Origin of the sequence: Hamadaea flava (assembly GCF_024172085.1) — a bacterium.
In the GTDB taxonomy this organism is placed as follows: Bacteria; Actinomycetota; Actinomycetes; order Mycobacteriales; family Micromonosporaceae; genus Hamadaea; species Hamadaea flava.
Window position 1 is genome coordinate 8,165,727 of sequence record NZ_JAMZDZ010000001.1, and the last position, 25,472, is coordinate 8,191,198.

General features: G+C 69.6%; 22 protein-coding genes. 16 read left to right on the top strand and 6 right to left on the bottom strand.

All coding sequences use genetic code 11. The features are described 5' to 3' along the window. Positions 1 to 60: 60 nt before the first annotated feature. Positions 61 to 1,476 (top strand): family 43 glycosylhydrolase, encoded by a 1,416-nt coding sequence (locus tag HDA40_RS38115; protein ID WP_253762877.1) that lies wholly within the window; start codon positions 61 to 63, stop codon positions 1,474 to 1,476. A 66-nt stretch (positions 1,477 to 1,542) separates the two neighbouring features. On the opposite strand, the gene HDA40_RS38120 is transcribed toward HDA40_RS38115, so the two are convergent. Continuing rightward, the gene (locus HDA40_RS38120; protein ID WP_253762879.1) at positions 1,543 to 2,508 is read right to left on the bottom strand and encodes a hypothetical protein; all 966 of its coding nucleotides are present in this window, start codon (positions 2,506 to 2,508) and stop codon (positions 1,543 to 1,545) included. 141 nt (positions 2,509 to 2,649) lie between these two features. Here HDA40_RS38120 and HDA40_RS38125 point away from each other — a divergent pair, with 141 nt between their 5' ends. Together HDA40_RS38125 and HDA40_RS38130 are read left to right on the top strand one after the other, a co-directional pair. After that, entirely contained in the window at positions 2,650 to 5,772 is a 3,123-nt protein-coding gene (locus HDA40_RS38125) for an AfsR/SARP family transcriptional regulator (RefSeq protein ID WP_253762881.1), read from the top strand. A gap of 199 nt (positions 5,773 to 5,971) precedes the next feature. Continuing rightward, on the top strand, positions 5,972 to 6,382 hold the full coding sequence (locus HDA40_RS38130) for a hypothetical protein (protein WP_253762883.1): 411 nt from the start codon (positions 5,972 to 5,974) through the stop codon (positions 6,380 to 6,382). A gap of 45 nt (positions 6,383 to 6,427) precedes the next feature. Here the strand turns inward: HDA40_RS38130 and HDA40_RS38135 are convergent, their stop codons facing one another. The 3 genes from HDA40_RS38135 to HDA40_RS38145 all read right to left on the bottom strand — a co-directional run bounded on the left by HDA40_RS38135 (position 6,428) and on the right by HDA40_RS38145 (position 11,107). After that, positions 6,428 to 8,473, bottom strand: coding sequence for an N-acetylmuramoyl-L-alanine amidase (locus HDA40_RS38135; protein ID WP_253762885.1), 2,046 nt, complete (start codon positions 8,471 to 8,473; stop codon positions 6,428 to 6,430). Between the two features lie 15 nt (positions 8,474 to 8,488). Beyond that, on the bottom strand, positions 8,489 to 9,919 hold the full coding sequence (locus tag HDA40_RS38140) for an FG-GAP repeat domain-containing protein (RefSeq protein WP_253762887.1): 1,431 nt from the start codon (positions 9,917 to 9,919) through the stop codon (positions 8,489 to 8,491). A 189-nt stretch (positions 9,920 to 10,108) separates the two neighbouring features. Next, on the bottom strand, positions 10,109 to 11,107 hold the full coding sequence (locus HDA40_RS38145; protein WP_253762889.1) for a LacI family DNA-binding transcriptional regulator: 999 nt from the start codon (positions 11,105 to 11,107) through the stop codon (positions 10,109 to 10,111). Between the two features lie 304 nt (positions 11,108 to 11,411). On the opposite strand from HDA40_RS38145, the gene HDA40_RS38150 reads away from it, so the two are divergent. The 9 genes from HDA40_RS38150 (at position 11,412) to HDA40_RS38190 (ending at position 21,071) form a co-directional block, all read left to right on the top strand. Continuing rightward, positions 11,412 to 12,059: a KpsF/GutQ family sugar-phosphate isomerase gene (locus HDA40_RS38150; protein WP_253762891.1), complete on the top strand. Its 648-nt coding sequence runs from the start codon at positions 11,412 to 11,414 to the stop codon at positions 12,057 to 12,059. After that, a complete protein-coding gene (locus tag HDA40_RS38155; RefSeq protein ID WP_253762892.1) occupies positions 12,056 to 13,087 on the top strand; it encodes a ribokinase in 1,032 nt (343 codons plus the stop codon). The genes HDA40_RS38150 and HDA40_RS38155 overlap by 4 nt, the downstream gene beginning before the upstream one ends. Positions 13,088 to 13,092: 5 nt before the next feature. Beyond that, on the top strand, positions 13,093 to 13,233 hold the full coding sequence (locus HDA40_RS38160) for a hypothetical protein (protein ID WP_253762893.1): 141 nt from the start codon (positions 13,093 to 13,095) through the stop codon (positions 13,231 to 13,233). Between the two features lie 88 nt (positions 13,234 to 13,321). Further along, on the top strand, positions 13,322 to 14,395 hold the full coding sequence (locus tag HDA40_RS38165; protein ID WP_253762895.1) for a glycoside hydrolase family 172 protein: 1,074 nt from the start codon (positions 13,322 to 13,324) through the stop codon (positions 14,393 to 14,395). Beyond that, the gene (locus HDA40_RS38170) at positions 14,392 to 15,519 is read left to right on the top strand and encodes a glycoside hydrolase family 183 protein (protein ID WP_253762896.1); all 1,128 of its coding nucleotides are present in this window, start codon (positions 14,392 to 14,394) and stop codon (positions 15,517 to 15,519) included. The genes HDA40_RS38165 and HDA40_RS38170 overlap by 4 nt, the downstream gene beginning before the upstream one ends. Before the next feature lie 8 nt (positions 15,520 to 15,527). Next, on the top strand, positions 15,528 to 16,844 hold the full coding sequence (locus HDA40_RS38175) for an ABC transporter substrate-binding protein (protein WP_253762898.1): 1,317 nt from the start codon (positions 15,528 to 15,530) through the stop codon (positions 16,842 to 16,844). Then, positions 16,841 to 17,794, top strand: a complete 954-nt coding sequence (locus HDA40_RS38180; RefSeq protein ID WP_253762900.1) for a carbohydrate ABC transporter permease — start codon at positions 16,841 to 16,843, stop codon at positions 17,792 to 17,794. The genes HDA40_RS38175 and HDA40_RS38180 overlap by 4 nt, the downstream gene beginning before the upstream one ends. Then, positions 17,794 to 18,609, top strand: a complete 816-nt coding sequence (locus HDA40_RS38185; protein ID WP_253762901.1) for a carbohydrate ABC transporter permease — start codon at positions 17,794 to 17,796, stop codon at positions 18,607 to 18,609. Before HDA40_RS38180 ends, HDA40_RS38185 begins: the two co-directional genes overlap by 1 nt. Beyond that, complete coding sequence (locus HDA40_RS38190) at positions 18,606 to 21,071, top strand: GH116 family glycosyl-hydrolase (protein ID WP_253762902.1); 2,466 nt, start codon at positions 18,606 to 18,608, stop codon at positions 21,069 to 21,071. The genes HDA40_RS38185 and HDA40_RS38190 overlap by 4 nt, the downstream gene beginning before the upstream one ends. A gap of 302 nt (positions 21,072 to 21,373) precedes the next feature. Here HDA40_RS38190 and rbsD read toward each other — a convergent pair whose 3' ends face one another. Both rbsD and HDA40_RS38200 read right to left on the bottom strand, forming a co-directional pair. After that, positions 21,374 to 21,793 (bottom strand): D-ribose pyranase, encoded by a 420-nt coding sequence (gene rbsD, locus HDA40_RS38195; protein ID WP_253762904.1) that lies wholly within the window; start codon positions 21,791 to 21,793, stop codon positions 21,374 to 21,376. Positions 21,794 to 21,881: 88 nt separating this feature from the next. Then, positions 21,882 to 22,874: an alpha/beta hydrolase gene (locus HDA40_RS38200; RefSeq protein WP_253762906.1), complete on the bottom strand. Its 993-nt coding sequence runs from the start codon at positions 22,872 to 22,874 to the stop codon at positions 21,882 to 21,884. Between the two features lie 111 nt (positions 22,875 to 22,985). On the opposite strand from HDA40_RS38200, the gene HDA40_RS38205 reads away from it, so the two are divergent. From HDA40_RS38205 to HDA40_RS38220, 4 genes are all read left to right on the top strand, one after another. Then, complete coding sequence (locus HDA40_RS38205) at positions 22,986 to 23,315, top strand: PadR family transcriptional regulator (protein WP_253762908.1); 330 nt, start codon at positions 22,986 to 22,988, stop codon at positions 23,313 to 23,315. Then, positions 23,312 to 24,124 (top strand): hypothetical protein, encoded by an 813-nt coding sequence (locus HDA40_RS38210; protein WP_253762910.1) that lies wholly within the window; start codon positions 23,312 to 23,314, stop codon positions 24,122 to 24,124. Before HDA40_RS38205 ends, HDA40_RS38210 begins: the two co-directional genes overlap by 4 nt. Continuing rightward, a complete protein-coding gene (locus HDA40_RS38215) occupies positions 24,121 to 25,023 on the top strand; it encodes a GNAT family N-acetyltransferase (protein ID WP_253762911.1) in 903 nt (300 codons plus the stop codon). Before HDA40_RS38210 ends, HDA40_RS38215 begins: the two co-directional genes overlap by 4 nt. An 86-nt stretch (positions 25,024 to 25,109) precedes the next feature. Then, entirely contained in the window at positions 25,110 to 25,433 is a 324-nt protein-coding gene (locus HDA40_RS38220; RefSeq protein ID WP_253762912.1) for a hypothetical protein, read from the top strand. The last annotated feature ends 39 nt before the right edge of the window (positions 25,434 to 25,472 follow it).

Below are 25,472 nucleotides of genomic sequence, written 5' to 3' on the forward strand. Positions count from 1 at the left end.
ACGCTTCGGCCCAGATCGAATCGACTGGCGTCGTCACGATCGGGCTTGCAGGCTGGCCTCATGAGACGGCTGGCTGTGCTGTTCACTACGCTGATCATGACCGCGCTGCTGATGCCGGGCGCGCCCGCGCACGCGGCCGGCACCTTCACCAATCCGCTCAACGGCAGCGCCGATCCGACGCTGACCTACGCGAACGGCTTCTACTATCTGGCCACCACCCTGGGCGACCGGATCGGGATCTGGAAGTCGGCGACCCTCGCCGGGCTGGCGTCCGCGTCCGAGAACACGGTGTGGCGTGACGGCGACGGCAGCCGCAACAAACAGATGTGGGCGCCCGCGCTTTACCGGTTCGGGCAGCACTGGTACGTCTACTACACCGCCAGCGACGGGGTGGACGGCAACCACCGCAACTACGTGATCGAATCCGACGGCGACGACCCGCTGGGTCCCTACCACTTCAAGGCCCGGATCGCCGACTGGGGCGAGTACGCCATCGACGGCGAACCATTCGTCCACAACGGACTGATGTACTTCGCCTGGGCCGGACCCGGCCGGGGGATGGGCGGCCCGGCGCAGCTCTACCTCCAGCGGATGGACACGGCTTGGTCGACGACCGGGTCCCGGGTGGCCCTGCCGGCGTCCGGCGGCTGCACCGAGGTACGCGAAGGCCCGGTCGGACTGCACGGGCACGGCCGGCTGTTCCTGGTCTACTCGTCCTGCGACACCGGCAAACCCGACTATCAACTGTGGATGAAATCGATCGCCGACGGCGCCGATCCGCTGGTGCCCGCCAACTGGACCCAGCACGCCGGTCCGGTGTTCTCGCGCAACGACGCGGCGGGCGTGTTCGGCCCGGGCCACAACGGCTTCTTCAAGTCGCCGGACGGCAGCGAGGACTGGATCGTCTACCACGGCAAGACGACCTCGGTCTACACGTACGCCGGGCGTACGACGCGGGCGCAGAAGATCAGCTGGAACGCCGACGGCACGCCGAACTTCGGCCGCCCGTACGCCGTGGGCACCAAGCTGACCCCGCCGTCGGGCGACCCCGACAACCCGCCGTCGTCGTGGTCGGCGATCGTCGACAACACCACCGAGGGCCGGTTCAGCGCCAGCGCCAACTGGGGCCTGTCGTCCTACTCCGGCCAGCGCTACGGCGCGGACTACCGGTTCGCCGCGCCGGTTTCGGCCAGCGACCCGGCCTGGTACAAGTTCGCCGTCCCCGAGACTGCGACCTATCGGGTGGACGCGTGGTGGCCCGCGCTGTCCGGCTACAACAACGACACGCCATACGTCGTCGTCACTGCGAGCGGCACGCAGTCGATCCATGTGGATCAGCGCTACAACGGCGGCGCGTGGCGTACCCTCGGCACCTTCACGCTCACCGCGGGCGACGAGAACAAGGTCGGCGTCAGCCGGTGGACCTCCGGCACCGGCTACGTCATCGCCGACGCGGTCCGGCTGACCAGAGTCTGAGGAACAGTCAGACGAACACGAAGGGCTGGGCACACGACGCGCCCAGCCCTTCGCCCCCGAGACCGGTCAGCAGCTGTAGGACTTCCAGCCGACCATGTAGTGCGGCGACGGGTAGTTGTACTTCACCTCCACGCAGCGGTTGTTGTTGTGGGCGTACAGGAAGGTCTGCCAGACCGAGCCGAAATAGGCGTTGATGAACAGGTTGCAGGCGTAGCGGATGATCGAGTTGGGGATCATGCCGCACATCCGGCTGGTGAAGTACCGCAGGCCGTACGCCTGCGCGTAGGTGACGGCGTTGTGCACTTCGCTCTTGCTGTAGCGGACGTAGATGAACCAGCCGAAGCTGACCGACGGGTCGGCCGTCACCGGGTACGCCGCGCCGGCGTGCTCGATGGTCTGCACGAGCTGCCCGGCCGCGTTCACGGTGTAGCTGGTGGGGACGGTCACGTTGGCCGCGTCCCGGGCCCATGCCGGGTTCAGGTAGCCCAGCGCCTCGCCGGTCACCGAGTTGACGATGCCGATGATGTTGCCGGTCTCGCTCTCGGCGACCGTGACGAACTTGATGTCCGGGCTGCCGATCGAGTAGGTGTAGGTCGTCGGCGCGGCGGCGTTGTCGATGACGATCAGCGATCGCACCCGGTTCTCGCTGCGCTCGTTCACCAGCGAACCGGACGCGCCCGTCGTGACCGCCGTCGTCGACGACACCGTGGTCACCGTGGACCCGGTCCCGAGGGACGGCGGCACCACCGACACGTTGGTGCCGTTGACGACCGCCACCGGCGTACCGCCCTGCAACGAGGTCGCGACCGTCGGCGTGCGGTCCGCGTCCACGACGATGTCGACGTCCGGCGTCGCCGGGTCGTTGTAGGTGCTGTCGGCGATGTCGCTGGTCGCTGTGAAGAACTGCGCGTCGTAGTTCGCGGCGACCGCCCCGGCGTTGGCCGCGATGGCCGCCGCCGAGTCCGCCGCCGCCGCCGGTTGAGGCGTCGCCAGGAGCAACGCCAGCACCCCAGCCCCCGCAAGGACTGTCATCCTTCTGGTTCTCACGTGCCTAACCTCCATAGAGATCGTGTGTGCTTCGCAGGTGATCCTCGCCAGCGGCGGTGGTCGATCGGTGGTGCGACGGTGGCATGGTGGTAGTCAGCGATCGGCGTCTCCGTCTACGCTGCGGCTGTGATCGGCTTTCGGGTGCTGGGCGGAGTCACGGCTGAGCGCGACGGGGCAGAAGTCGAGGTCGGCGGGGCCATGGTCCGGCAGCTGCTGGCGGTCCTGCTCGCCGCGTCGAACCGGGTGGTGCCGCGCGACAAGCTCATCGACGCGCTGTGGGAGGGCACTCCGCCGGCAGCCGCGCGGAAGACCCTGCACGGATATGTCATGCGGCTACGCAAGGCCATCGGTGAACCCGAACGCCTCCAGTGGACCGCGGGCGGCTACCGGCTGACCGTCGGCGACGGCGAGCTGGACGCCGATCGGTTCGCGAGCCTCATCTCCCGGGGCAAGCAGGCGTGGGCTCAGCGGGAGCTTTCTGCCGCAGCGGCGGACTTCGCGTCGGCGCTCCAGCTCTGGCGGGGTGACCCGTTCCCGGACGTGCCGGCGCCAGGCGTCGCCGAAGAGGTCCTCGCGTTGCAGGAACTGCGGTTGACCGCCATCGAAGGCCAGGCCGAGATCGGCCTCGACCTGCACCGCGCCGCCGAGGTCGCCGCGTCGCTGGTGCCGCTCGCACTGGCTTTCCCGTACCGGGAACGGCTCCAGGAGTTCCTGATGCTCGCCCTGTTCCAGGCGGGCCGCCCGGCCGAGGCACTGGAGACCTACCGCCGGCTGCACCGGCAGCTCGCCGACGAACTCGGAGTGGCGCCAGGAGCCCGGCTTCAGCAGCTGCACGAGGAGATGCTGCGCGGATCGCCCGACCTCGTCGTGGCGGCGTCCTCGCCGTCGGTGCGTACGACCGTCCCACGGCGGCTGCCCGCCTCGGTGGCCGGGTTCGTCGGCCGGTCGGCGGAGCTGGCGCGGCTGCGGGAGCTGCTGCCGGACGAGGACGAGTCGGCGATCGTGGTCATCAGCGGCACCGCCGGCATCGGCAAGACCGCCTTGGCCGTGCGCTGGGCGCATCAGGTGGCGGCCCGGTTCCCCGGCGGCGCGCTGTACGTCAATCTGCGCGGCTACGATCCGCGTGAGCCCATGCGGCCGGGCGAGGCACTGGCCCAGCTCCTGCGGGCCTGCGACGTTCAGGAGCTGAGGATCCCCACCGACGAGGAGGAAGCGGCGGCGTTGTTCCGGGCGGTCATCGCGGCCGAGCCGACGCTGATCCTGCTGGACAATGCGCGATCGGCCGACCAGGTCCGGCCCCTGCTGCCCGGCGGCGGCGGTCACCTGCTCCTGGTCACGAGCCGGGACCTGCTCGGTGGACTGATGGCCCGGGACGGCGCGCGCCGGATCCTGCTCGACACGCTGAGCCGGTCCGAGGCCCTGGATCTCATGCGGTACATCCTCGGCGACCGGGTGGACGTCGAGTCCCACGCGGCCACCGACCTGGTGGCCGCCTGCGGCAACCTGCCGCTCGCCGTACGCGTCGCCGCCGCGAACCTCGCCAAGCGGCCCCGCCAGACGATCGCCGATCAGCTGAGCCGGATGCCGCCCGCCGACCGGCTGGACGCGTTGGCCGTCGACGGAGATTCGCAGAGCACCGTCAGCGCGGTGTTCGAGCTGTCCTACCAGCACCTCACCGACGGACAACGGGAGGTGTTCCGGATTCTGGGCCTGATCCCAGGGCCCGACACGGGCGCCGAGGCGATCGCGGCGACGGCCGGGCTGTCCGTCGCGGACGCGGACGTCGTGCTGGGCCAGCTCACCGACGTGTGCCTCGTGACGGAGCACGCGGCGGGCCGCTACAACAGCCACGACCTCATCAAGGAGTACGCCGCCCGGCTCGCCCGGGAGCCACGGCACCACGCCGCCGCCGAGGTCGCGCTGAAGCGGTACTACGACTGGCTGCTCGGCCGTGCGCACGCGATCGAGGCAGCGTTGGGCAGTGCCCCGTGGCGGCCGGACGGTCAGAATCCGTTCACGTCTGCCGGGGAAGCCATCGCCTTCGCCGACGCCGAGCGCCAGAACATCGCCGCCGCCGTCGAGTCCGCCGCCGCACTGGGACACGCCGCCTCCGCCTGGCAAATCACGTACGCCGTCAGCGACTACTACGTCATTCGCATGGCGCCGGTCGACCTGGTGAAGATGGGTGAGGCGAGTCTGTCCGCCGCTGTCGCCGCCGGGGACAAGCAGGGGCAGGCGATGGCGGAGATGGTGCTCGGCCAGGCGCACAACCTCGCCGAGCGGCCGACCGTCGCACTGCCACATCTCGAACAGGCCCAAGAACTCGCCGAATCGGTGGGGGCTGTCGAAGTGGCCTTGGCCGCGCTGAACGGCAAGACGAACGCCCGGCTCTTCCTCGGCGACGTGCGCGGCTATGTGGATGCCGCCGCAACGGTCGCGGCGCTGGCCGCGCGGCTCGGCCGGCCGGTGACGAGGTATGTGGGCAAGCAAGGACTGGGCTGCATGCTGCTGGGCCGGCTCGCCGAGGCGAGCGCCTACCTCGAGCAGGCCGCCGACGCCGATCCGGACTACTCGCGTCATGGCCGGGCCATCACGCTGCTGAACCTCGGCGAGGCGTACACCGGCCAGGGCCGGCACGACGCCGCGGAGCAGGTCTTCGTCGAGGCGATCCAATGCTTCGAGAGCGTCGGCGGTCACCATTATCTCGGCATCGCCCGGGTCGGCCTGTCGCACGTCCTCCGTGAGACCGGCCGGTACGCCGAGGCGGCCGAGCAGCTCCGCCGGGCCGAGACCGTGCTCGGCGAGACGGTCGAGATCCAGAGCAAAGCACAGCTCAGGTACGCCCAAGCCATGCTGCTCCAAGCGACCGGCCGGCCGCAGGAGTCGCTGGCACTGGCGATGGGGACGCTGGCCGAAGCGCGTACCGTGCGCATCGCGCATCCGCTGGTCCAGCTGCTGATCGTGGCGGCGCTGGCCTGCCACGATCTGGGGGAGGCCGACCGTGGTCTGCGGTTCGCCGACGAAGCGCACGAGCTGGCCGCCAAACACGAGTACGCGCTGCTCGACGGCATGGCCCTCGCCGCGGTCGCCGTCCTGTCCGCGGCGCGCGGCGACCTGCCCGCCGCCGTCGTGGCCGCGCAGCAGGCCGAACAGACGCACCAGCGATGCGGGCATCCGCAAGGGGTGCGTACCGCGCGCGACATCCTGGACAGAGTTCGGCCGCGACTGTCCATGGTGGCCGAATATTGACCCCGGCCGACTGACTACGCCGGGGGACCGGCGCTACACTCTGAGCCCCTGCGGCGATCAGGTGTGACGGGCTGGTGGTGGGAGCCCGTCCTCGGCGTGGACCGCTTCGGCGGTCCACGCCGCCCCACCTGGGGGACGGCGCGTTTGCCCGGCAGCGCAGCGGGGTAGCCCTAGGACAACCGTCCGAGGGGAGACCTCCATGTTTACTCGTAGACAGGACCGCACCGCGGAGTGGTGGAACAGCCTGTCCGACGCGTTGTCCGATGCCCGTGACAGTGCCGCCGACCGGGCGCACGACGTCGGTGGCAAGTTCGACGACGCCACCTCCGAAGCCCAGCGCCGCGCCGTACGCGCATGGGCGGCGCTGTCGGGCAAGCCGGTCCGGCCGGCCTGGCCGGTGATCGCGGCCGCCGTCGGCGCTGGAGTGGCTCTGGGCTGGCTGGGCGCGCAGGCGTACCGCCGGCCGCAGATCCGCCGGGCGCTGGCCTCGGCCGAGGAGACGGCCCAGGAGCGGATGCAGGACCTCACCATGGCCGCCGGCGAACGCGCCCGGCAGCTCAAGGCGTCCTCCAACAGCCTCCTGGACAAGGCCCAGGGCCGGATGTCGTGACCGTCGCGGGGGGCCGGGACTTCGGCCCCGGCCCCCCGCGCCAGCTCAGAGAGTCGCCTCGCCGGGCAGGCCGAAGAAGTCGTGCCACTTCACCCCGCCGTTGAACGACGTGCCCGTGGACAGCCCCACCCAGACGTCGTTCGTCGACCCCTTGGTGAAGGTGATGGCGTCAGCCTTGCCATCGCCGTTGTAGTCGCCCAGGAACGGGAACTCGCCGCCGAGGCAGAAGTAGTCGCTCCACTTGAGACCGGTGCCGACGAACGACGTGCCGTTCGACAGCGCCACGTACGCGTCGGCGTTCGAGTCGCAGGTGAAGCTGACGATGTCGGCCTTGCCGTCGCCGTTGACGTCACCGACCCGGGGCTGTTCGCTGCCGACCGCGAACAGGTCGTGCCACTTGGCCGACGCGCCGAACGAGGTGCCGGTCGACAGGGCGACGTAGACGTCGGCGAGGGTGGCGCCCGGTCCCCGGGTGAAGGTGATGATGTCGTCCTTGCCGTCGCCGTTCACGTCAGCGGCGGCCGGGATCTCGCCGGTCAGGGCGAAGAAGTCGTGCCATTTGGTCGACGCGGTGAACGACGTGCCGGTCGACAGCGCCACCCACACGTCGCCCTCGGCGTTGTGGGTGAACGAGATGACGTCGTCCTTGCCGTCGCCGTTCACATCGCCGACCGCCGGCACCTCGACACCCGGCGCGAACCAGTCGTCCCACTTCACCCCGCCGGCGAACGCGGAGCCGGTGGACAGCCCGACGTAGACGTCACCCAGTGAGCCGCCGGTGAAGGTGATCGCGTCGTCCTTGCCGTCGCCGTTGAAGTCACCGGACAGCAGCGTCTCCCCGGTCAGCCCGAAGTAGTCGTTCCACTTCACCGAGGTCCCCGCGAACGAGGTGCCGGTCGACGTGGCCACGTACGCGTCGTTGAGCGTACCCAGGGTGAAGGTGACGATGTCGTCCTTGCCGTCGCCGCTGAAGTCGGTCGACGCCCCGGCCACCGGCTGCCCGCCGGAGTTGACCAGGGACATGTAGTAGTCCCAGTTCCAGTAGCCGCCCGGGTCGGTGTGGTCGTTGCCCGGCATCTCGTTGTGGCCCTTGATCGCGGTCCGGTTCTTCGGCAGGCCCCACTTGTCGGCCAGGTAGCGGGTCAGCGCGGCCGACGAGCGGTACATCGAGTCGGTGAACCAGCCCGGATCGTCGACGTAGCCCTCGTGCTCGATGCCGATCGCGTAGGAGTTGGCGTCGCGTACGTGGTAGGCGGTGTCCTCCTCCCGCACCATCTGGGTGATGTCACCGTCGCTCGACCGCACCACATAGTGTGCGCTGACCTGCGCCGACGGGTTCTGGAACCAGCTGATCGTGCCGGCGTAGGAGCCTTGGGTCACGTGGATGACGATCGTGCTGATCGCCGACGACCGGCCGGGCGAGTAGTTGCTGCCGTTCGCGGCCACCCAGTGCGCCGGCGGATACTGCGGCACCGCTGCGGCGGCCAGCGCCGTCGCCTGCTGCGGCTTTCCGGTGCTCAGCTGTCCCGCCGGGGTGACGTCCGCGTACCGGCCCAGCTCCGGTCGTACGGTTCGGGGCGCTACGCGTACCGGGCCGTCGATGCCTTGGTTGAGCAGGCTGTAGACCTGGTCGGCGGCCACCCGCGCGGTGGCGTCGCTGCTCGCCCCGGCGAAGGCGGCCACCGCCGGATACCAGGCCGCGATCCGGTGCCGGTCAGCGCGGCTCATTCCGTTTTTCATCGCGTACGCGTCGAGCACGGCGGCCGCCCCGCGCACGTTGGCGGCCGGGTCGGATTTCAGCCGCGGTACGCCGACGCCGGTGAGCGCGGCGGCCTCGGTCAGCGAATGGTTCGCCGGATTGTCGGCGAGGTGCATGACGCCGTACCCGTTGTCCTGGCTGGGTTTTCCGTCGTGATCGAGCAGCCGGGTCTCGCTGAAGCCTATCGCGGCGAGCAGATCCCGGGGCACGTCGTACGCCGCCGCGGCGCGGGCGAAGTTGATGGCCAGTTCCGGCGTCGCCGGTGCGGCGGCGGCCGGGGTGGCCGGTGCGAGGAGCAGCAGTGCTCCCGCTAGGACAGACAGCGGTCTCACGATTTCTCCTTGGGGCTAGAGAGTGGTTTCGCCGGGCAGGCCGAAGAAGTCGTGCCACTTCACTCCACCGAGGAATCCGGTGCCGGTGGAAAGGCCGACCCAGACGTCATTCGTGGAGCCTTTGGTGAAGGTGAGCGCGTCGGCCTTGCCGTCGCCGTTCACGTCGGCGAGATAGGGGAACTCGCCGCCGAGGCAGAAGTAGTCGCTCCACTTGAGACCGGTGCCGACGAACGACGTGCCGTTCGACAGCGCCACGTACGCGTCCGCATTCGAGTCACAGGTGAAGCTCACGATGTCGGCCTTGCCGTCGCCGTTGACGTCGCCGACTCTGGGCAGCTCGCCACCGACGGCGAACAGGTCGTGCCAGGTGGCCGACGCGGCGAACGACGAGCCGGTCGACAGGGCCACATAGACGTCGGCGGCGGTATCACCCGGTCCCTGGGTGAAGGTGATGACGTCCGCTTTGCCGTCGCCATTGACATCCGCGACCGCGGGGTATTCCCCGGTCGGGGCGAACCAGTCGTGCCATTTGGCGCTCGCGGCGAACGCGGCTCCGGTGGACAGGGCGACATAGACGTCGCCAAGCCCGTCGTGGGTGAAGGACACGATGTCGTCCTTGCCGTCGCCGTTCACGTCGCCGGTCGCCACCAATTCGCCGCGCGGGGCGAAGAAGTCATGCCATTTCGTGGCGCCCGCGAAGGACGTGCCGGTGGACAACGCCACCCACACGTCGGCGTCCGAGCCGTGCGTGAAGGTGACCGCGTCGTCCTTGCCGTCGCCGTTGAAGTCGCCGGTCAGCGCCGTCTCCCCGCCGAGCGAGAAGTAGTCGTTCCACTTGACCGAGGTGCCGGCGAACGAGCTGCCGGTCGACGTCGCCACGTACGCGTCGGCCAGCGAGCCCTGCGTGAACGTGACGATGTCGTCCTTGCCGTCGCCGTCGAAGTCGGTCGGCGTGCCGGCGGTCATCTCGACCGTCCGGCGGGCGGTCGCCAGGAGCTGTCCCGCCGTGCCCGCCGCCTGGTCGTAGCGGTCAGGAAAGCCCGACCCCTGCACACATTGGGCGACCTGCCCCGCCGAGTACGCCGGATGGTTCTGGTCGCAGCCGATGGCGCGGGTGAAGAACTGGGTCGAGGCGTAGACCGGGTCCATGATCTGTTCCGGCGTGCCCCACCCGTAGTCGTAGCGCTGCTGGAACACGCCGAGCGAGGTCTTGTCCCCGCAGGGCAGGTTGTTCATGTGGGACTCGACCCAGCCCGCCTCGAACCCGGCGAGCAGCACTTTCTCGGAGACGTTCAGGTGCCGGGCGACCCGGTGCACGACGACGAGCACGGAGAGGTCCGCGGTGGACGGGATGGCGGGGCAGGCCGCCGCGGCCCGGCCTGGGTCGAGGACGGCGAGACCGCCGGCCGTGCTGAGGGCGCACAGTATCGCGAGGAGACGTCGCATCGAAGCTCCTGGATGTAAGAAGGGCGCACTCGTCCAAGGCGAGCGCGATGAGCTGGAAGTTCGGCGCGCCGGAGAAATGGGCGCGCTGCGTCAGGCCTTACGCGGGATGGATGGGGATCGAATTGTTGCGGGCGAAATTAGCAACCGCTGCGAAGCGGCGTCAAGTGACGAAATTTCAGCCGTCGAGGTTCACGCAGGCCGGACCGAGCTTTCCCGGATCTTGAGTTCGGTCTGCAGGGTGACCGTCGACGCCGGGCGGCCGGGCTCGGCGATCCGCTCGGCCAACAGCAGGGCCGCGGTGCGGCCGAGTTCGTACGTGGGCTGCACGACCGTGGTCAGCGACGGGCGTACGAGATGGGCCCACGGGATGTCGTCGAAGCCGACCACGCCGAACCGGCCCGGGACCGAGATCCCGCGATCGACCAGGCATTCCATCGCGCCGACGGTCATCAGGTTGTTGGCGGCGAAGACGGCGTCGGGCTCGGCACCGGAGTCCAGCAGCGACGCCATCGCGGCGTAGCCGCCCTCCTCGCGGTAGTCCGCGTGGCGGATGAGCTGGTCGTCGGCCGGGCGCTTGTGGCGCCTGACGGCGTTGGTGTATCCGCGGAGCCGCTGCTGGGCGGTCGGCAGTTTGCGCGGCCCGGTGATGCAGGCGATCCGCTGGTACCCGGCGGCGACCAGGTGCGACGTCGCGACGTCCGCGCCGTGCTCGTTGTCGGCCAGCACGGTGTCCACTGTGGCTCCCCGGATCTGCCGGTCGATCGCCACCACCGGGGTCCCGGACTCGACGAGCCGCGTGATGGTGGCGAGCTTGCCGGTCGAGGAGATGATCACGCCCGCCATCTGCTCGGCGAGCGCGGCGCTGACGTAGCGGTCCTCCTTGCCGGGGTCCTCGTCGCTGTTGCACAGCACCACGGAGTACCCGGCGGCCTGCGCGACGTCCTCGACGCCGCGGACCAGCGAGGTGAAGAACGGGTTCCCGATGTCGGAGATGATCACCGCCCAGATGCTGGTCTGCTGGCGGCGCAGGTTGCGGGCGACCGCGTTGGGGCGGTAGTCGAGGTCGCGCATGGCCTGATGGACCCGGGCGGCGAGCGCGGCGTCCACCGTCGTGCGCCCGTTGACGACGCGCGAGACGGTCGCGGCGGAGACGCCGGCGTGCCGGGCGACGTCGTAGATCGTGGCCATGAATCCCCGCCTTCCAGAAGCGCGTTGAGCCTAGCAGGAGAAATCGATCCCTCGGACCGCACACCTGGCGGCTCGCCCTAAGCGGCCCCCGATGTGGTCGGGGCGGTCACGGAGATTTCCCAGCCTGGCGAGGCTGTTTCCGGAAATCGATCTCGCCGTCGCTGACCAGGTAATACGGCTCTGACATCTGGTGCTAGCAGGCTGGAAACGAACTGTTGACAACCCTCGTTGCCGAGCCTACTCTCTGGAAATCGATTTCCCGAACCTGCTCGATCGGGACCCTCAGCACTTCGTTAGGAGCACCGTGACGACGCAATCGGCGGACGGGCCGGCTCGCCTCGATCCTGGCATCGGCGACCCCGGCATCACTGCGGCCCGCCAGGCGCTGCGGCACGAGGCCGACGCCGTCGCCGCGCTCATCGGCCGGCTGGGGCCGCAGTTCACCGCGGTCGTCGACGCGATCCTCGAATGCCGCGGCCGTGTGGTGGTCTCCGGTCTGGGCAAGTCCGGCATCATCGGCCGGAAGATCGCGGCGACGCTGGCCAGCACCGGAACCCCGACGGCGTTCGTCCACGCGGCGGAGGCGCTGCACGGCGACTCCGGCATGGTGGCGCCTGGCGACCTGGTGATCGCCCTGTCGGCGTCCGGTGAGACCGCCGAGGTCTGCGACTTCGCCGAGATGGTGACCGCGCGGGGCATCCCGGTGGTCGCGCTGACCGGCCGACCCGACTCCACCCTCGCCACGCTGTCCCAGCACGTGCTGGACGTGGCGGTCGAACGAGAGGCCGATCCGTTGAACGTCGCGCCGACCGCCTCCACGACGGCGACCCTCGCGATGGGCGACGCGCTCGCCTCGGCGCTGATGGTCCGCCGGGGGTTCACCTCGCAGGACTTCGCCGGGTTCCACCCCGGCGGCTCGCTGGGCCGGCGGCTGACCGGGGGTGCCCGATGATCCCGCAGCAGACCGGCGGCGACGACGGCTTCGACGTGTGCGTCCTGGGCAGCTTCATGAAGGACCTGGTCACGCAGGCGCCGCGGCGGCCGCGGCCGGGCGAGACGATCCGGGGCCGCGCCTTCGACGAGTACCTCGGCGGCAAGGGCTTCAACCAGGCGATCGCGGCGCGCAGAGCCGGAGCGCGTACGGCGATGATCGGGCGCGTCGGCGACGACCGGCACGGCGCGGAATTCCTCGCGATGCTGGCCGAGGAGGGCGTCGACGCGGCGTACGTGCGGCGCGACTCGGGCTGGGGGACCGGGGTCGGTCTGCCCGTCGTGGAGCCGGACGGCAGCAACTCCATCATCATCGTGCCCCGCGCGAACGACGCAGTCACCGCCGACGACGTCCTGGCCGCGGCCCCGGTCATCCAGCGCAGCCGCGTACTGCTGGTGCAGTTGGAGGTGCCGCTGCCCGCCGTGCTGACCGCGTTGCACCTCGCCCGGTCGGCGAACGTGCTGACCGTGCTCAACCCGGCGCCGTCGGCGCCGCTGCCGGAGGACATCAGCGCGCTGGTCGACGTGGTGGTCCCGAACGAGGTCGAGGCCGAAAGCCTCACCGGCCTGCCCTGTCACGGCGACGCCGTCCTCGGCACCGCGCCGACGCTGCGGCGGCGGCTGGCCCGCCGGGGCGCGATCATCACCCTCGGCGGACGCGGTGTCGTGGTGGTCGACCGGCCCGGCGACGACGAGGTGCCGCCCGAAGCCGTCGACGCGTACGCGGGCTGGCGGACCAGCGTCCTGAACCCGTTGGCGGTCGACACGATCGACACCGTCGGGGCCGGCGACGCCTTCTGCGGCGCGCTCGCCGCTCGCATCGCAGCCGGGGACGGTCTGCTGAGCGCGGCCGAGTACGCCAACGCGGCCGGCGCGCTGGCGACCACCCGACGGGGAACCGCACCGGCCATGCCCCGCGCCGACGAGATCGGCGCGCTGCTCACCCGTACGACAGTCTCCGGCGCGCCCGTCGGAGAGCACGCACTGTAACCCCGTTGGAGGTGGTGCTCGATGAAGACCCGGACGCACCGCGCCGCAGCGGCGGGCGTACGCAGGCCGAGGTGTTCGCCGGGATTTGGACGGACAACGGGGACATGTGGTTGCAGCATGACGACTTCGCGGTGGTCAAAGCCTGACACGCCCAGCCAGGAGATCAACGCCTGAGACATCATCGGATCGGTTCGGCGGCAGCGTGGCCGCTGTGACCGCGAGAGAGGGGACAGCGTGAACTACGGTTCATACGGCAGCAGCCTTCGGGACCTGCCCCGGTTGCGACCGCATCGCCGCCGGCGGGAGTCGAGCTGGGACCGGAGCGGCGGCAACGACGACCGGGTCACCGTCCACCCCGGCGAGACCGTGACACTCGCCGACATCCAGGGCGCGGGTTCGATCAACCACATCTGGATGACCGTCGCCCCGCGCGACGCGGCCACGCCCGCCACCGCCGACCGTGATTTCCTGCGCAAACTGGTCCTGCGGGTCTACTGGGACGACGCCGAGCACCCGAGCGTGCTCGTGCCGCTCGGCGACTTCTTCGGGGTCGGCCACGGCCGCACCGCGAACTTCGTCTCCGCGCCGCTCCAGATGAGCCCGCAGGACGGCAAGGCCTTCAACTGCTTCTTCCACATGCCGTTCGCCACCCGCGCCCGGTTCGAGCTGACCAGCGAGTGCGAGTCGGAAGTCCTGTGGTTCTACTACTACATCGACTACGACCAATTCGATGAGCTGGGCGCGGACCTCGGCCGGTTCCACGCCCAGTGGCGGCGCGAGTGCCCCACCGACGGGATCGAGCAGGGCGACCTGTCGAACTCCGACTGGCTGTTCTCCGGCAGCAACCTCGACGGGGCGGGCAACTACACGATCCTCGACGCCGAGGGCCGCGGCCACTACGTGGGCTGCGTGCTCAACGTGACGAACCTGCGCCAGACCGCCGACTGGAACTGGTACGGCGAAGGCGACGACATGATCTTCATCGACGGCGAGGCGTTCCCGCCGAGCCTGCACGGCACCGGGACCGAGGACTACTTCAACACCGCCTGGTGCCCGAGCGAGTCCTACCACGCGCCGTACCACGGGATCACCCTGCCCGGCGGCGAGAACTGGAGCGGGCAGATCTCGCTCTACCGGTTCCACATCGAGGATCCGGTGCCGTTCCGCAGCTCCATCCGGGTGACCATCGAGCACGGTCACGCCAACCGGCGCAACGACGACCTGTCCTCGGTCGCGTACTGGTATCAGGAGCTGCCCCACAAGCCGTTCACTCTGCCGCCCGTCGCCCAGCGACTGCCCCGGCTGTGAATCACCGACCCCGTCTGCCCGCTCTCGTCGCGGTGGTGCTGCTCGCCGCCGGATGCACGAGCCCGTCAGGAGAGACCGTGACCGTGCTGGACCCGCGCACCGACAAGCCCTTCGTGCTGACGGGCGTCGGCGGCCTGACCGAGATCGGCCAGGTCACCGGCGTGCCGGGCGGCACCGACAAGTACGCCGTGCACGGCACCGACCTGGGCTCGATGTTCAGCGCCGGCGGCACCACGTACTTCGTCTTCGGCGACACCTTCGGCGAGCGGACGGACGGGCAGACCGGGGCGGGCGGCAGCTTCTGGCGATCGAACGTCCTCGGCTACACCACGGATCGCGACCCGTCCGACGGCGTACGCCTCACCGGCATGGTCACCGACGAGATCGGGCTCGCCAAGGAACTGCTGGGCAGCAAGAAGGTCGACGGGGACGAGATGACCGTCATCCCGACGTATGGGTTTGCCGTCGGGAAGACCTTCTACCTCTATTACATGTCGGTGCGGCACTGGGGCGACCCCGGCCGCTGGGACGCCAACCACGCCGGGCTGGCCCGCTCCACCGACGGCGGGCAGAACTGGACCCGGCTGGACGCGGTGACCTGGCCAGGTGACTCCGGATTCATCCAGGTCAGCGTCACCCATGCGCTCGAGGACGGGGTGGACCAGCTCTACTTCTGGGCCATCCCGGCCGGCCGATTCGGCGGCGTACGCCTCATGCGCGTACCCGCCGCGCAGGTCGAGCAACTGTCGGCGTACCGGTACTACGCCGGCGCCGGCTCCACCGGCCCGATCTGGGCCGCCGACCGGGACCAGGCGGTCCTCGTCGTCGACGACACCGTCGGCGAGCTGTCGGTGGCGTACAACTCGTATCTCGACCGGTGGATCATGATGTACCTCCGCGAGGGCGACGGCGTCGTCCTGCGGGAGGGCGTCACCCCCTGGGGCCCCTGGAGCGAGCCGCGCACCGTTGTGGACGCGGCCGGTCACCCGGGCCTCTACGCACCCTTCCAATACCCGGTGACCAGCGAAGCGACCGATGACGGTGGCCGCCGGATCTACTTCAACCTCTCCCTCTGGGGACCGTACAACGTGTTCCTCTACTCAATTGATCTTGAGAAATCCTAGGAGTTGCGATGAAGCGCAGAGCTCTGCTCAGCGGGCTGGCCGGCGCGGCCGCGCTCGCGGCCGCCGGGTGCGGCAGTAAGGACAGCGGTTCCGGTGACAAGGCCGAGGTGACCATCTGGCAGCAGAAGTTCACCGACCAGGAGGACGCCTGGTACAAGAAGGCGGTCGCCGCGTACAACGCCTCGCAGAACAAGGTCAAGGTCGTGCACCAGATCGTGCCGGCCGACGCCTGGGACCAGAAGATGAAGGCCGCGCAGGCGGCGGGCAAGGCGCCCGACGTGTTCACCCTGAACTACAACAAGGTGCAGGGATTCGCCCGGACCAGCCAGATCCAGGCCCTCGACGGGGTCATCGCCGCCGACAAGTGGTCGGGCCTGCAGGAGTCGGTCGTCGGGTCGATCACCTACAAGGGCAAGAAGTACGGCTACCCGATGCTCGTCGAGCCGTCGGCCGTCCTCTACTACCGCAAGGACCTGTTCGCCAAGGCCGGCCTCGACCCCGAGAAGCCGCCGACGAGCTGGGCCGAGCTGGTCGACTTCGGCAAGAAGCTGACGACCAAGGACGTCTCCGGCTTCTCCACCGCCGGCAACCAGATCGACATGGGCTGGTCGACGTGGGGCCTGCAGTGGAACGCCGCCGGGCACCTGCCGATCAGCGACGACTGGTCGCAGCCGCGGGCCAACGACCCGGCGTACAAGCCGCTCCTGCAGGCCTACCAGGATCTCTACAAGCAGGGCATCATGCCGAAGCAGCCGCTCGCGCCGTACGCCGACGCCACCCCGTTCGGCCAGGGCAAGGCCGCCATGATGGCCTGCGGTTCCTGGGCGGCCAGCGTGCTGCTGTCGGACTTCCCGAAGGTCGTCGGGAACGTGGCCGCCGCGCCGATGCCCTCGTTCGACGGCGACGTCACCAAGCCGACCGCCACCCTCGGCGGCTGGACCTGGGTGATCGACGGCAAGTCGACCAAGGCCCAGGCGGCGGCCGAGTTCATCGCGTACGTGCTCGCCGGCGACCCCGCCCTCCTGGTCGACTACTTCAAGACGACCAAGTTCTCGAAGTACTCTCCCCGAACCGCGGTCGCCGACACGATCAGCAGCGACCCGGCCGCGAAGGAGAACCCGTGGGCGCAGACGATTCAGGACAAGGTGGTCAAGTACGCCAAGCCGGAGCCGACCTACGACTGGTCGATCAGCCTGGCGTTCGGCAAGGCGATCGAGAAGGCCCTCCAGGGCAAGGACATCGACACGGCCCTGAAGGAGGCCGACGCCGAGATCAAGGACATCATCGCGAAGAACAACCTGGCCGGACAGGGCACCACGTCATGACGAGCGCGGCCGGTGCTGCGACCGCGGTCGCAGCACCGGGCACCCGCGGCGCGTCGGGGTCGACGGCGCGGCGACGGCGGCACGGCGACACCAAGGTCGCGTACCTCATGCTCACGCCGCTGGTCGTCCTGCTGGCGATCTTCGTCATCTGGCCGTTGCTGCACGCCGTCTACATCAGCTTCTTCACCTGGAGCTTCTACGCGCCATCGGAGTTCGTGGGGCTCGACAACTACGTGAACGTGCTGACGGACCAGGCGTTCCTGTCCTCGGTGCTGCGCGGACTCGGGTTCGCCGCGATGGTGGTCCCGGCGCAGCTGCTGATCGCGTTCGCGTTCGCCAACCTCGTGAAGTCGTTCAGCGGGCGCATGGCCGGCGTACTCAAGGTCACGATCTATGTCCCGGCCGTGATCTCCGAGGTCATCGCGTCCATCATCTTCACGATCATCTACGCGTACCGTGGGGGCATCCTGAACTGGGCCCTGGGCCTGGTGGGGCGCGACGACACCGCGTGGCTGGGGGAGACCGGGACCGCGCTGCCCGCGATCGCGGTGCCGGCGATCTGGATCGGGATGGGCATCGCCTCGCTGATCATGCTGGCCGGCCTGCTGGACATCCCGGAGGCTTACTACGAGGTGGCCTCGCTGGACGGCGCGGGCTGGTGGTCCAAGATGGTCCACATCACGCTGCCGCTGATGAAGAACATCTTCCTGTATCTGCTGGTCACCGGGTTCGCCGGCTCGCTGCAGTTCCTCGTCGTGCCGCTCGTGATGACCAACGGCGGCCCGCTGGAGTCGACCACGCTGCCGAACCTGTTCATCTTCCGGCACTTCACCAACGACCTCTACTCCGGCTATCCGATCGCGGCCGCCCTGCTGCTGTTCCTCGTCCTGGGCTCGGTGTCGGCGATCATCTTCCGGCTGGTGCGATCCGAGAAGGCGGTGGACGGCTGATGCGGTTCCTCGTGATGGCGGGCAAACTCGGGCTGGCCGGGCTGTTCCTGCTCAGCGCCCTGTTCCCGCTGGCCTGGATGCTGATCGCGGGATTCAAGAGCAAGACCGAGGTCGTGCAGACCCCGTTCCAGTTCTTCCCCGAGGTCTGGCGCTGGGAGAACTACACCCAGATCCTCGGGGACCCCGCGTTCCTGCGCTCGATCGGCGTGACCTTCGTCGGCGCGCTGCTGTTCGCCGCGCTGAGCCTGGTGGTCAACTCCCTCGGGGCGTACGCCTTCGCCCGGCTGGACTTCGCGTTCAAGCGCACCCTGTGGGTCGTGGTCATCACGACGATGTTCATCCCGGGCATCGCCATCATGCTGACCTCGTTCATCGTGGTGACCCAGCTCGGGATGCTCGACACGATGGCGGTCCTGGTCATTCCGGGCGCGGCGTCCGGGCTCCAGGTGTTCTTCCTGCGCCAGTACTACCTGGGTGTGCCGGTCGCGCTGGAGGAGGCCGCGCTGATCGACGGCGCCGGGCGGTGGCGGATCTTCCTGCACATCTTCACGCCGATCTCGAAGGGCGCGCTGGTCGTCGTCGGGGTCACCTCGTTCCTGGCGTTCTGGAACGCGTACATCTGGCCGGTGCTCACCATCACCGACCCGAACCTGTTCCAGATCCAGCAGTACCTGGCGACCTTCCGGTCCGACCGGTCGTCCGAGCTCGGCCTGCTCATGGCCGGGTCGACGCTGGCGGCGTTGCCCGTGATCCTGCTCTTCCTGGCCTTCCAGAAGCAGATCATCGGCGGCATCCGGATCTCGGGGATGAAGTGAGGGCCCGTCCGATCCCTCACGAGGAGGGGCGCTTCGTCGCGATGCCGCTGGGTGGCATCGGCACCGGCGGCTTCGCGATCGGCGCCGACGGCGGGCTGCGGCAATGGCAGCTGCAGAACGTCGGCAACCATCGTGGCGAGCTGCCGGGGACGTTCTTCGCGTTGCGGGTCAGCCAGATCGAGCCGCCGCTCGACCGGACCTACGTGCTGCAAGCGCCGCCCGGCCCGGCGGACGCCGCCCGGACCCCGCTCGTCAACGACGATCTCGTGCCGGGCTGGCAGCGGGATCTGCTCGGGGCGTACCCAGGTGTGACGTCGACGACGTTCCGCGGGCTGTATCCGGTCGCCGAGATCGATTATCACGGGTTGCCGGTGGACGTCCGGCTGACGGCGGTCAACCCGCTGATTCCGCTCGACGTCGAACGGTCGTCGCTGCCCGTGGCGATGTTCACCTTCACCGTCACGAATCCGTCTGATGTGGATGCTCATGTCTGGCTGGGTGCGGCGATGCAGAATCCGGTCGGGCACGACGGGACCACTCCGATCGACGGCGTGACCGGGCGTGGGTACGGCGGCAACACCAATCGCGTACGGCGGGAGAACGGCTGGACCTCCCTGGTCCTGGAGAACCATGCGATCGACCCGCTCGCGCCGGGCGCGGGCCAGGCCGTCCTGGCGATCGACTCGCCGTCTGCCGCGACGCTGCCGCAGTGGCAGCATCCCGCCGAGTTCCTCGGCTTCCTCGACGCCCGCGCGTTCTACGTCGACTCCTCGGTGCTCGCCCCACACACCGCCGAGTACCAGCCCAGCGGTCCCGCGCCGACCTGGGGGCCGAGCGGCCCCGGCCGCACGTGGAACGGCGGGGTCGCGGCGGTGCTCGACCTCAAGCCCGGGGAGACCGGCACGATCCGCGTCCTGCTGGCCTGGCATTTTCCCAACCGGTACGCGAATTTCGTGCAGTTCGGCCCGCCGAATCCTCAGTGGGGGCCGACCCGGTTCTGGCTCGGCAACGCCTATGCGCAGCGGTACGCCGACGCCCAGGCGGTCGCCGCCGAGGTGGTGTCGCAGTGGGATTCGCTGCTGGCCGACACCCGGGCGTGGACGTCGGTGCTCACCGAGAGCAGCCTCGACGGCGACGCGGTGGAGCACCTGGCCGCCCAAGCCGCGATCCTGCGCAGCCCGTCCTGTTTCGTCACCGCCGACGGCGCGTTCTTCGGTTTCGAAGGCGTGCTCGGGGCGTCGACCGTGATGTGGACCGGCGACGTCGGCGGCTCATGCCCGCTCAACTGCACCCACGTCTGGAACTACGCCCAGGCCGTTGCGAAGCTGTTCCCGCAGCTCGAACGCAGCATGCGGCAGACCGAGTACGACGTCATGCAGGCGCCGGCGGGTTACCTGCCGCATCGCGTGATCTCGCCTCCCTACCTGCCGCAGCTGTGGGACAAACCCATCGGCGGCCCGGTCGAGCCGGCCCTCGACGGGATGCTCGGCAGCGTCCTGAAGACCTACCGGGAGGTACGCAACGGCGCCGGCCTCGACTGGCTCCGACGGTACTGGCCCTCGGTGCAACGGTTGCTGGACTACGTGCGCGATCGCTGGGATCCGACGGCGTCCGGGGTGCTGCGCGGCGTACAGCCGTCCACGCACGACATCGATCTGTGCGGGGTCAACAGTTTCATGGGCACCCTGTGGCTGGCCGCGTTGCGGGCCGCGGAGGAGATGGCCCGACTGGTGGACGATCCCGCCTACGGCGCGGTCGTCGCGGACCTGTTCGAGCGGGGCTCGTCGGCCTATGACGAATTGCTGTTCAACGGCTCGTACTACGTCCAGGTCCTCGACGAGGGGGAGTCCACCGACTACCAGTGGCTGCACGGCTGCCTGGCCGACCAGCTCATCGGTCAGTGGTGGGCGCACCAGCTCGACCTCGGCTACCTGCTGCCGCGGGAACACGTGGTCACCGCGCTGCGCTCGATCGTCCGGCACAACCTGCGTACGGGGTTCGACGGGTTCGATCACATCTACCGGGTGTTCGCCGACCGCGACGACACCGGGCTGCTCATGTGCACCTGGCCCGACGGCGGACGGCCGTCCGTGCCGACCCGCTACTGCGACGAGGTGTGGACCGGCAGCGAGTACCAGGTGGCGGCGCACTGTCTCCGGGAGGGACTCGACGACGAGGCGTACGCCATCCTGCGCGGGATCTGGGCGCGGTACGACGGGCGGCGGCGCAACCCGTACAACGAGATCGAGTGCGGCGACCACTACGTACGCGCGATGGCGGGCTGGTCGGTCGTCGACGCGCTGTCCACGCGACCGGGGACGTGGCCGTTGCTCACGCCGAGCGGATGGGGCACCGTCACCCGCGGCCCCGACGGCGTCTCGGTCTCGTGTGAGTACGGCGTGATCACGGTCGGCGGGGTGGACGTTCCGGCCGGCGGCCGCCACGATCTTCCTGCTTCGTAGTCCCCTACGCCCGCTCGCTTTGGTGATCGTCGGCCGCCGCCGATCATGGAGCTCTACGCGTACTGATCGTCGGTAGCCGCCGATCTTGACGGTCCTGACCGCGGTGATCGTCGGCCGCCGCCGATCATGGAGCTCTACGCGTGCTGATCGTCGGTAGCCGCCGATCTTGACGGTCCTGACCGCGGTGATCGTCGGCCGCCGCCGATCATGGAGCGCAGAGCGCCAAGAATGGCGGCAGCCGACGATCTTCCGGGTGGCGGCGCGACAAGTGGCGGTGAGACGGCGGCGCCGCGGCAGCGGGACTATGCCCCGAACGGCTCCGGCGCGGCCGGTCCATAGGGGACGCCGGCCTGCAGGATGATGTTGGCGTACGGGGTCACCTCGCCGGTCCGCACGATCGCCCGCGCGGACCGCGTGATCCGCTTGAACTCCTCGTGCCCGACCCGGCCGATCCGCGACGCGGGAATCAGGCCGGCGATGCCGTCGGCGATCGTGGCGTCGGACAGCTCCTCGGCCACGGTCGCGTGCTCCACCACGAACTCGCCGAGCACCTGCCGCAGGACGGGCAGGAAAGCGGGTTCGCCGGACCGCCACGCGAGGTGGACGACCTCGACCCCGGGCGGGGCGGGCAGTCCGGCGTCGCACACGACGATCAGATCGGTGTGCCCCGCGCTCGTGAGGATCTCCAGCAGGCGTGGGTGCCACAGGCCGTCGTGCCGCATGCTTCCTCCTGGTCCGTCCGTCGGGAACGCCAGTCCGCCGACCGAGAATTCGATTTCCCGCCAACGCTAAAGAAAGGGTCGCCCGGTGTCAACGGGCCGGCGTCAGCGCCGCCACGATGCCCGGGACGTCCTCGCGGAAGTTACGCGTCCAGTGCTCGCCGGAATGCGTACCGGGGTAGTCGTGGAAGTCGTTGGCGATGCCGGCGTCCAGCAGCCGCTGATGGAACGCGGCGTTCTGGTAGTGCACCACCCGCTCCTGCACGTCGCTCATCCAGGCGCCCGGCGTCACGTCGGTCAGCCCGGCGTACAACGCGATCCGCTTGCCGCGGAAGCTCTCCACCCGGTCCCACGGATTCTCCGGCGTCATGAGGTCGTGGCGTTCGCCGACGACGCCGTAGACCGCGCCGGGGAGCTGCCCGTCGGCGGCCGGGGTCACGAAGATCCAGCTCTCGATGTCGGCGGCGAGATTGTTCGACGGGCCCGAGTACGACGAGACGGCGGCGAACCGGTCCGGGAATTCGGCGGTGTACTTCTGCGCGCCGTAGCCGCCCATCGACAGCCCGGCGACCGCCCGGCCAGCGGCTGCGCCGGTGGTCCGCAGGTTGGCGTCGATCCACGGGATCAACTGGTGGATGTGGAAGTTCTTCCAGTTCAGCGGGCCGAACAGCGGGCGCAGGTGGTTCGCGTACCAGCCGATCTTGTAGCAGTCGGGCATGACCACGATGACCTCCAGGCCGGCGGTGGACTCGACCGCGCCGAGTTCCAGGTGCCACTGCCGGAAGTCGGTGTTGCCGCCGTGCAGGAGGTAGAGCACCGGATAGCGGCGCGTCGGGTGGGCGTCGTAGCCGTCGGGCAGCAGGATGTTCACGCCCGGGTCCCGGGTCAGCTCGGTGCTGCGGAATCGCACGTACGCGAGCCGTGCGTCCCAGCGTTGGTTCTCCAGCACGGTCAGGCCGAAGCCGTTGCCGACCGGCAGGCCGGCGGCGCGCGCGGGCGAGCCGAACAGCCCGGCGGTCGCCACGGCAGCGGTGGTGGCGGCGGCGCCGGCCAGCAGGCCGCGCCGCGAAACCGTTGGTCGCATGAGTCCTCCCCAGATGCGTCAGTGAATTGGGAAATCGATTTCGCGAAGGCTCCATGGTGTCACACGGATAGACGTTGACGAAAGGCTTCGACCCTATGTAGAGTTCCGAGCATGGTACGCGAGGTGCGATTGACCGTCCCGGTCGCGCGGGTGCTGGCGGCGCTGATCGCCGATCCCGAGGGTGACCACTATGGACTGGAACTCATGCGGGAAGCGGGTCTGCCCAGCGGCACGCTCTACCCGATCCTGACCCGGCTGACCGAGGCCGGCTGGCTGGAGAAGCGGTGGGAGGACGTCGATCCGGTCGCGGCGGGTCGCCCCGCGCGGGCGTATTACCGGCTCACCCGGGACGGTCTGGCCGCGGCCCGTCAGGACCTGGCCGCACTGCACGAGCAGACCCGGAGCACGGGCGTGCATCGGACGAAGGCGGCGACGGCATGATCCATTGGTTGTGTGAAGGTCTGCTCGACGGCGCGGCCGCCAAATGGCCAGCCGACCGCCGGGCCGAGATGCTCGCCGAGTGGCGGGCCGAACTGCAGGCCGCGCCGGGTCGCTGGGCCCGGCTCCGCTACGCGGCCAGCCTCGCGACGTCGCCCGCACCCGATCGGCCCGCGATCGGTTTGGGACGGGCGATCGGCGGCATCCTCGGTTCGCTGATCGTCCTGCTCGTAACGCCGATTCTGTACCTTTTTCTCGCTGGCCTCTGGGCCCACCGCATCGCTGACGACACCGTCGGTTGGCAGTGGTGGGCGGCCGCGGGCAGCTTGGTGGGTGCGGTCCTGGCGGGACGGCTGTGCGCCCGACTCAGCCGATCGGTCGCCCGGGTGATCGGGCCGTGGGGGACGATTCCGTGGACCTTTGGGCTCGCCTTCCTCGGCTTGCTGGGTGTGATCGCCGCGATCGATGGTGTCCGGGAAACAGAATTGGTCGACCTGTTGCTGTGGGCCCTCGGTGGAACGTGCTTCCTCGGGATCAGCGCGGCCCTCGCCGTCCGCGGGCGACGGGTGCTGTCGTGGACGTTCACCGCGCTCGGCGTACCGGGTGCCATCGCCTTGTTCACGACGCACGCCGCGCTGTTCCTGCCCCTCGCGGATGAGGACATCTTCGGCGGTCACCTACTTCTGATCTATCTCTTCGAGTTCGTGACGTCGCCGGTGGTGCACGTCACGGTGTTCCTCATGGTGTACGGGCAGACGCTCGTGGTGGCCGCGTGGGACGCACCCAGGAATGGCGTTACGTTGTCTGCATGATCCAGGTGACCTACCGCCCGGCGACGATGGCGGACGCGGCCGCGCTGGCCCGGCTGCGGACCGCCGTCCACGAGGAGTCCGGCCACGGCCGGCCCGCCGCCGAGGTCGACGTGGTCCGCGAGTTCACGGAGTACGCGACGCCCGACTCGGTCCTGCTCGCCGAGGCGGGCGGAGACCTCGTCGGCTGGGCGTACGCGGAGACCGCCGGTGACCCGGGGCGGCGCTTCCTGCCGGGCGGAGTACTGCCGGCACACCGAGGCCGGGGCATCGGCCGGCGCCTGCTGAGTTGGCAGCTCGACCGGTTCGGCCCGGCGGGTCAGCCGATCATCGGCTGCCGGAGCACCGACCTGGCAACCGAGGCTCTGCTTCGCCGATTCGGGCTGCGCCCCCAGCGCAGCTTCCTCTGGATGACCCGCGACGTGGCACTGCCGACGCTCACCGCCACGACGGGGCTGACAGTCGCCGCCTACCGGCCCGGCGACGAACACGCCCTGTGGGTGGCTCACCAGGAGGGGTTCGCCGATCACTACGGCTTTCATCCGACGCCGTTCGAGGAGTGGGCCGACCGGTTCCCCCGGGACAAGCGGTTCCGCCCCGACCTGTCATTCGCCGCCTGGGACGGCGACGAGTTGGTCGCCTTCGCGTTGTGCTACCAGCTGTCACTGGCCGACGAGAAGCCGAGGACGGTCGTCATCGAGCAGGTCGCCACGCGGACGCGGTGGCGAGGTCGCGGGGCGGCCGGCGCTCTGCTCGCCGCGGTGATCGACGCCGCGCGGGCGGCGGGCGTACCGGAGTTGGCGTTGAACGTCGACGGCGCGAACCCGACCGGAGCCGTCCGGATCTACGAGCGGGCCGGTTTCGTCGAGGCGTTCCGCCGCGTCCAGTTCGCCCGCCCGTGACCGGGATGCGAAGCGGGCCACGCGATCCGCGCCGTCGGTGCTAATTTCCTGGGCGATACGCATCAGATGGCGGACGGGAGCAGCCGATGAACGACGACCTCGACCTGGGCCTCGACCTGGACGTGGCAGTGGCGATCGTCGGCGAGGGCGCCATGATGAGCGACTTCCTGGTCTGGACGCTTCAGCACGGCTATCAGGCCGGGGAGCGGACGAAGGTCGGCGACGGGTTCTCCCGGCTCGAGATCGTCTACCGCGGGCGGGTCACCGAGCAGGATGCGCGGTCGGCCGAGGAGAACCTGCGCCGCCTGTGGACCCGGCACGCCAAGAAGCCGTACAAGGTCCGGGTCAGTTTCGTGCCGAGCCAGGGCCAGGCCTGGCAGCAGAAGTACCCGGCGTCGGGAAACTGGTGAGAAGCCCCCGTTCAGCCCGGCAGTGACTTCAGCCCGGCA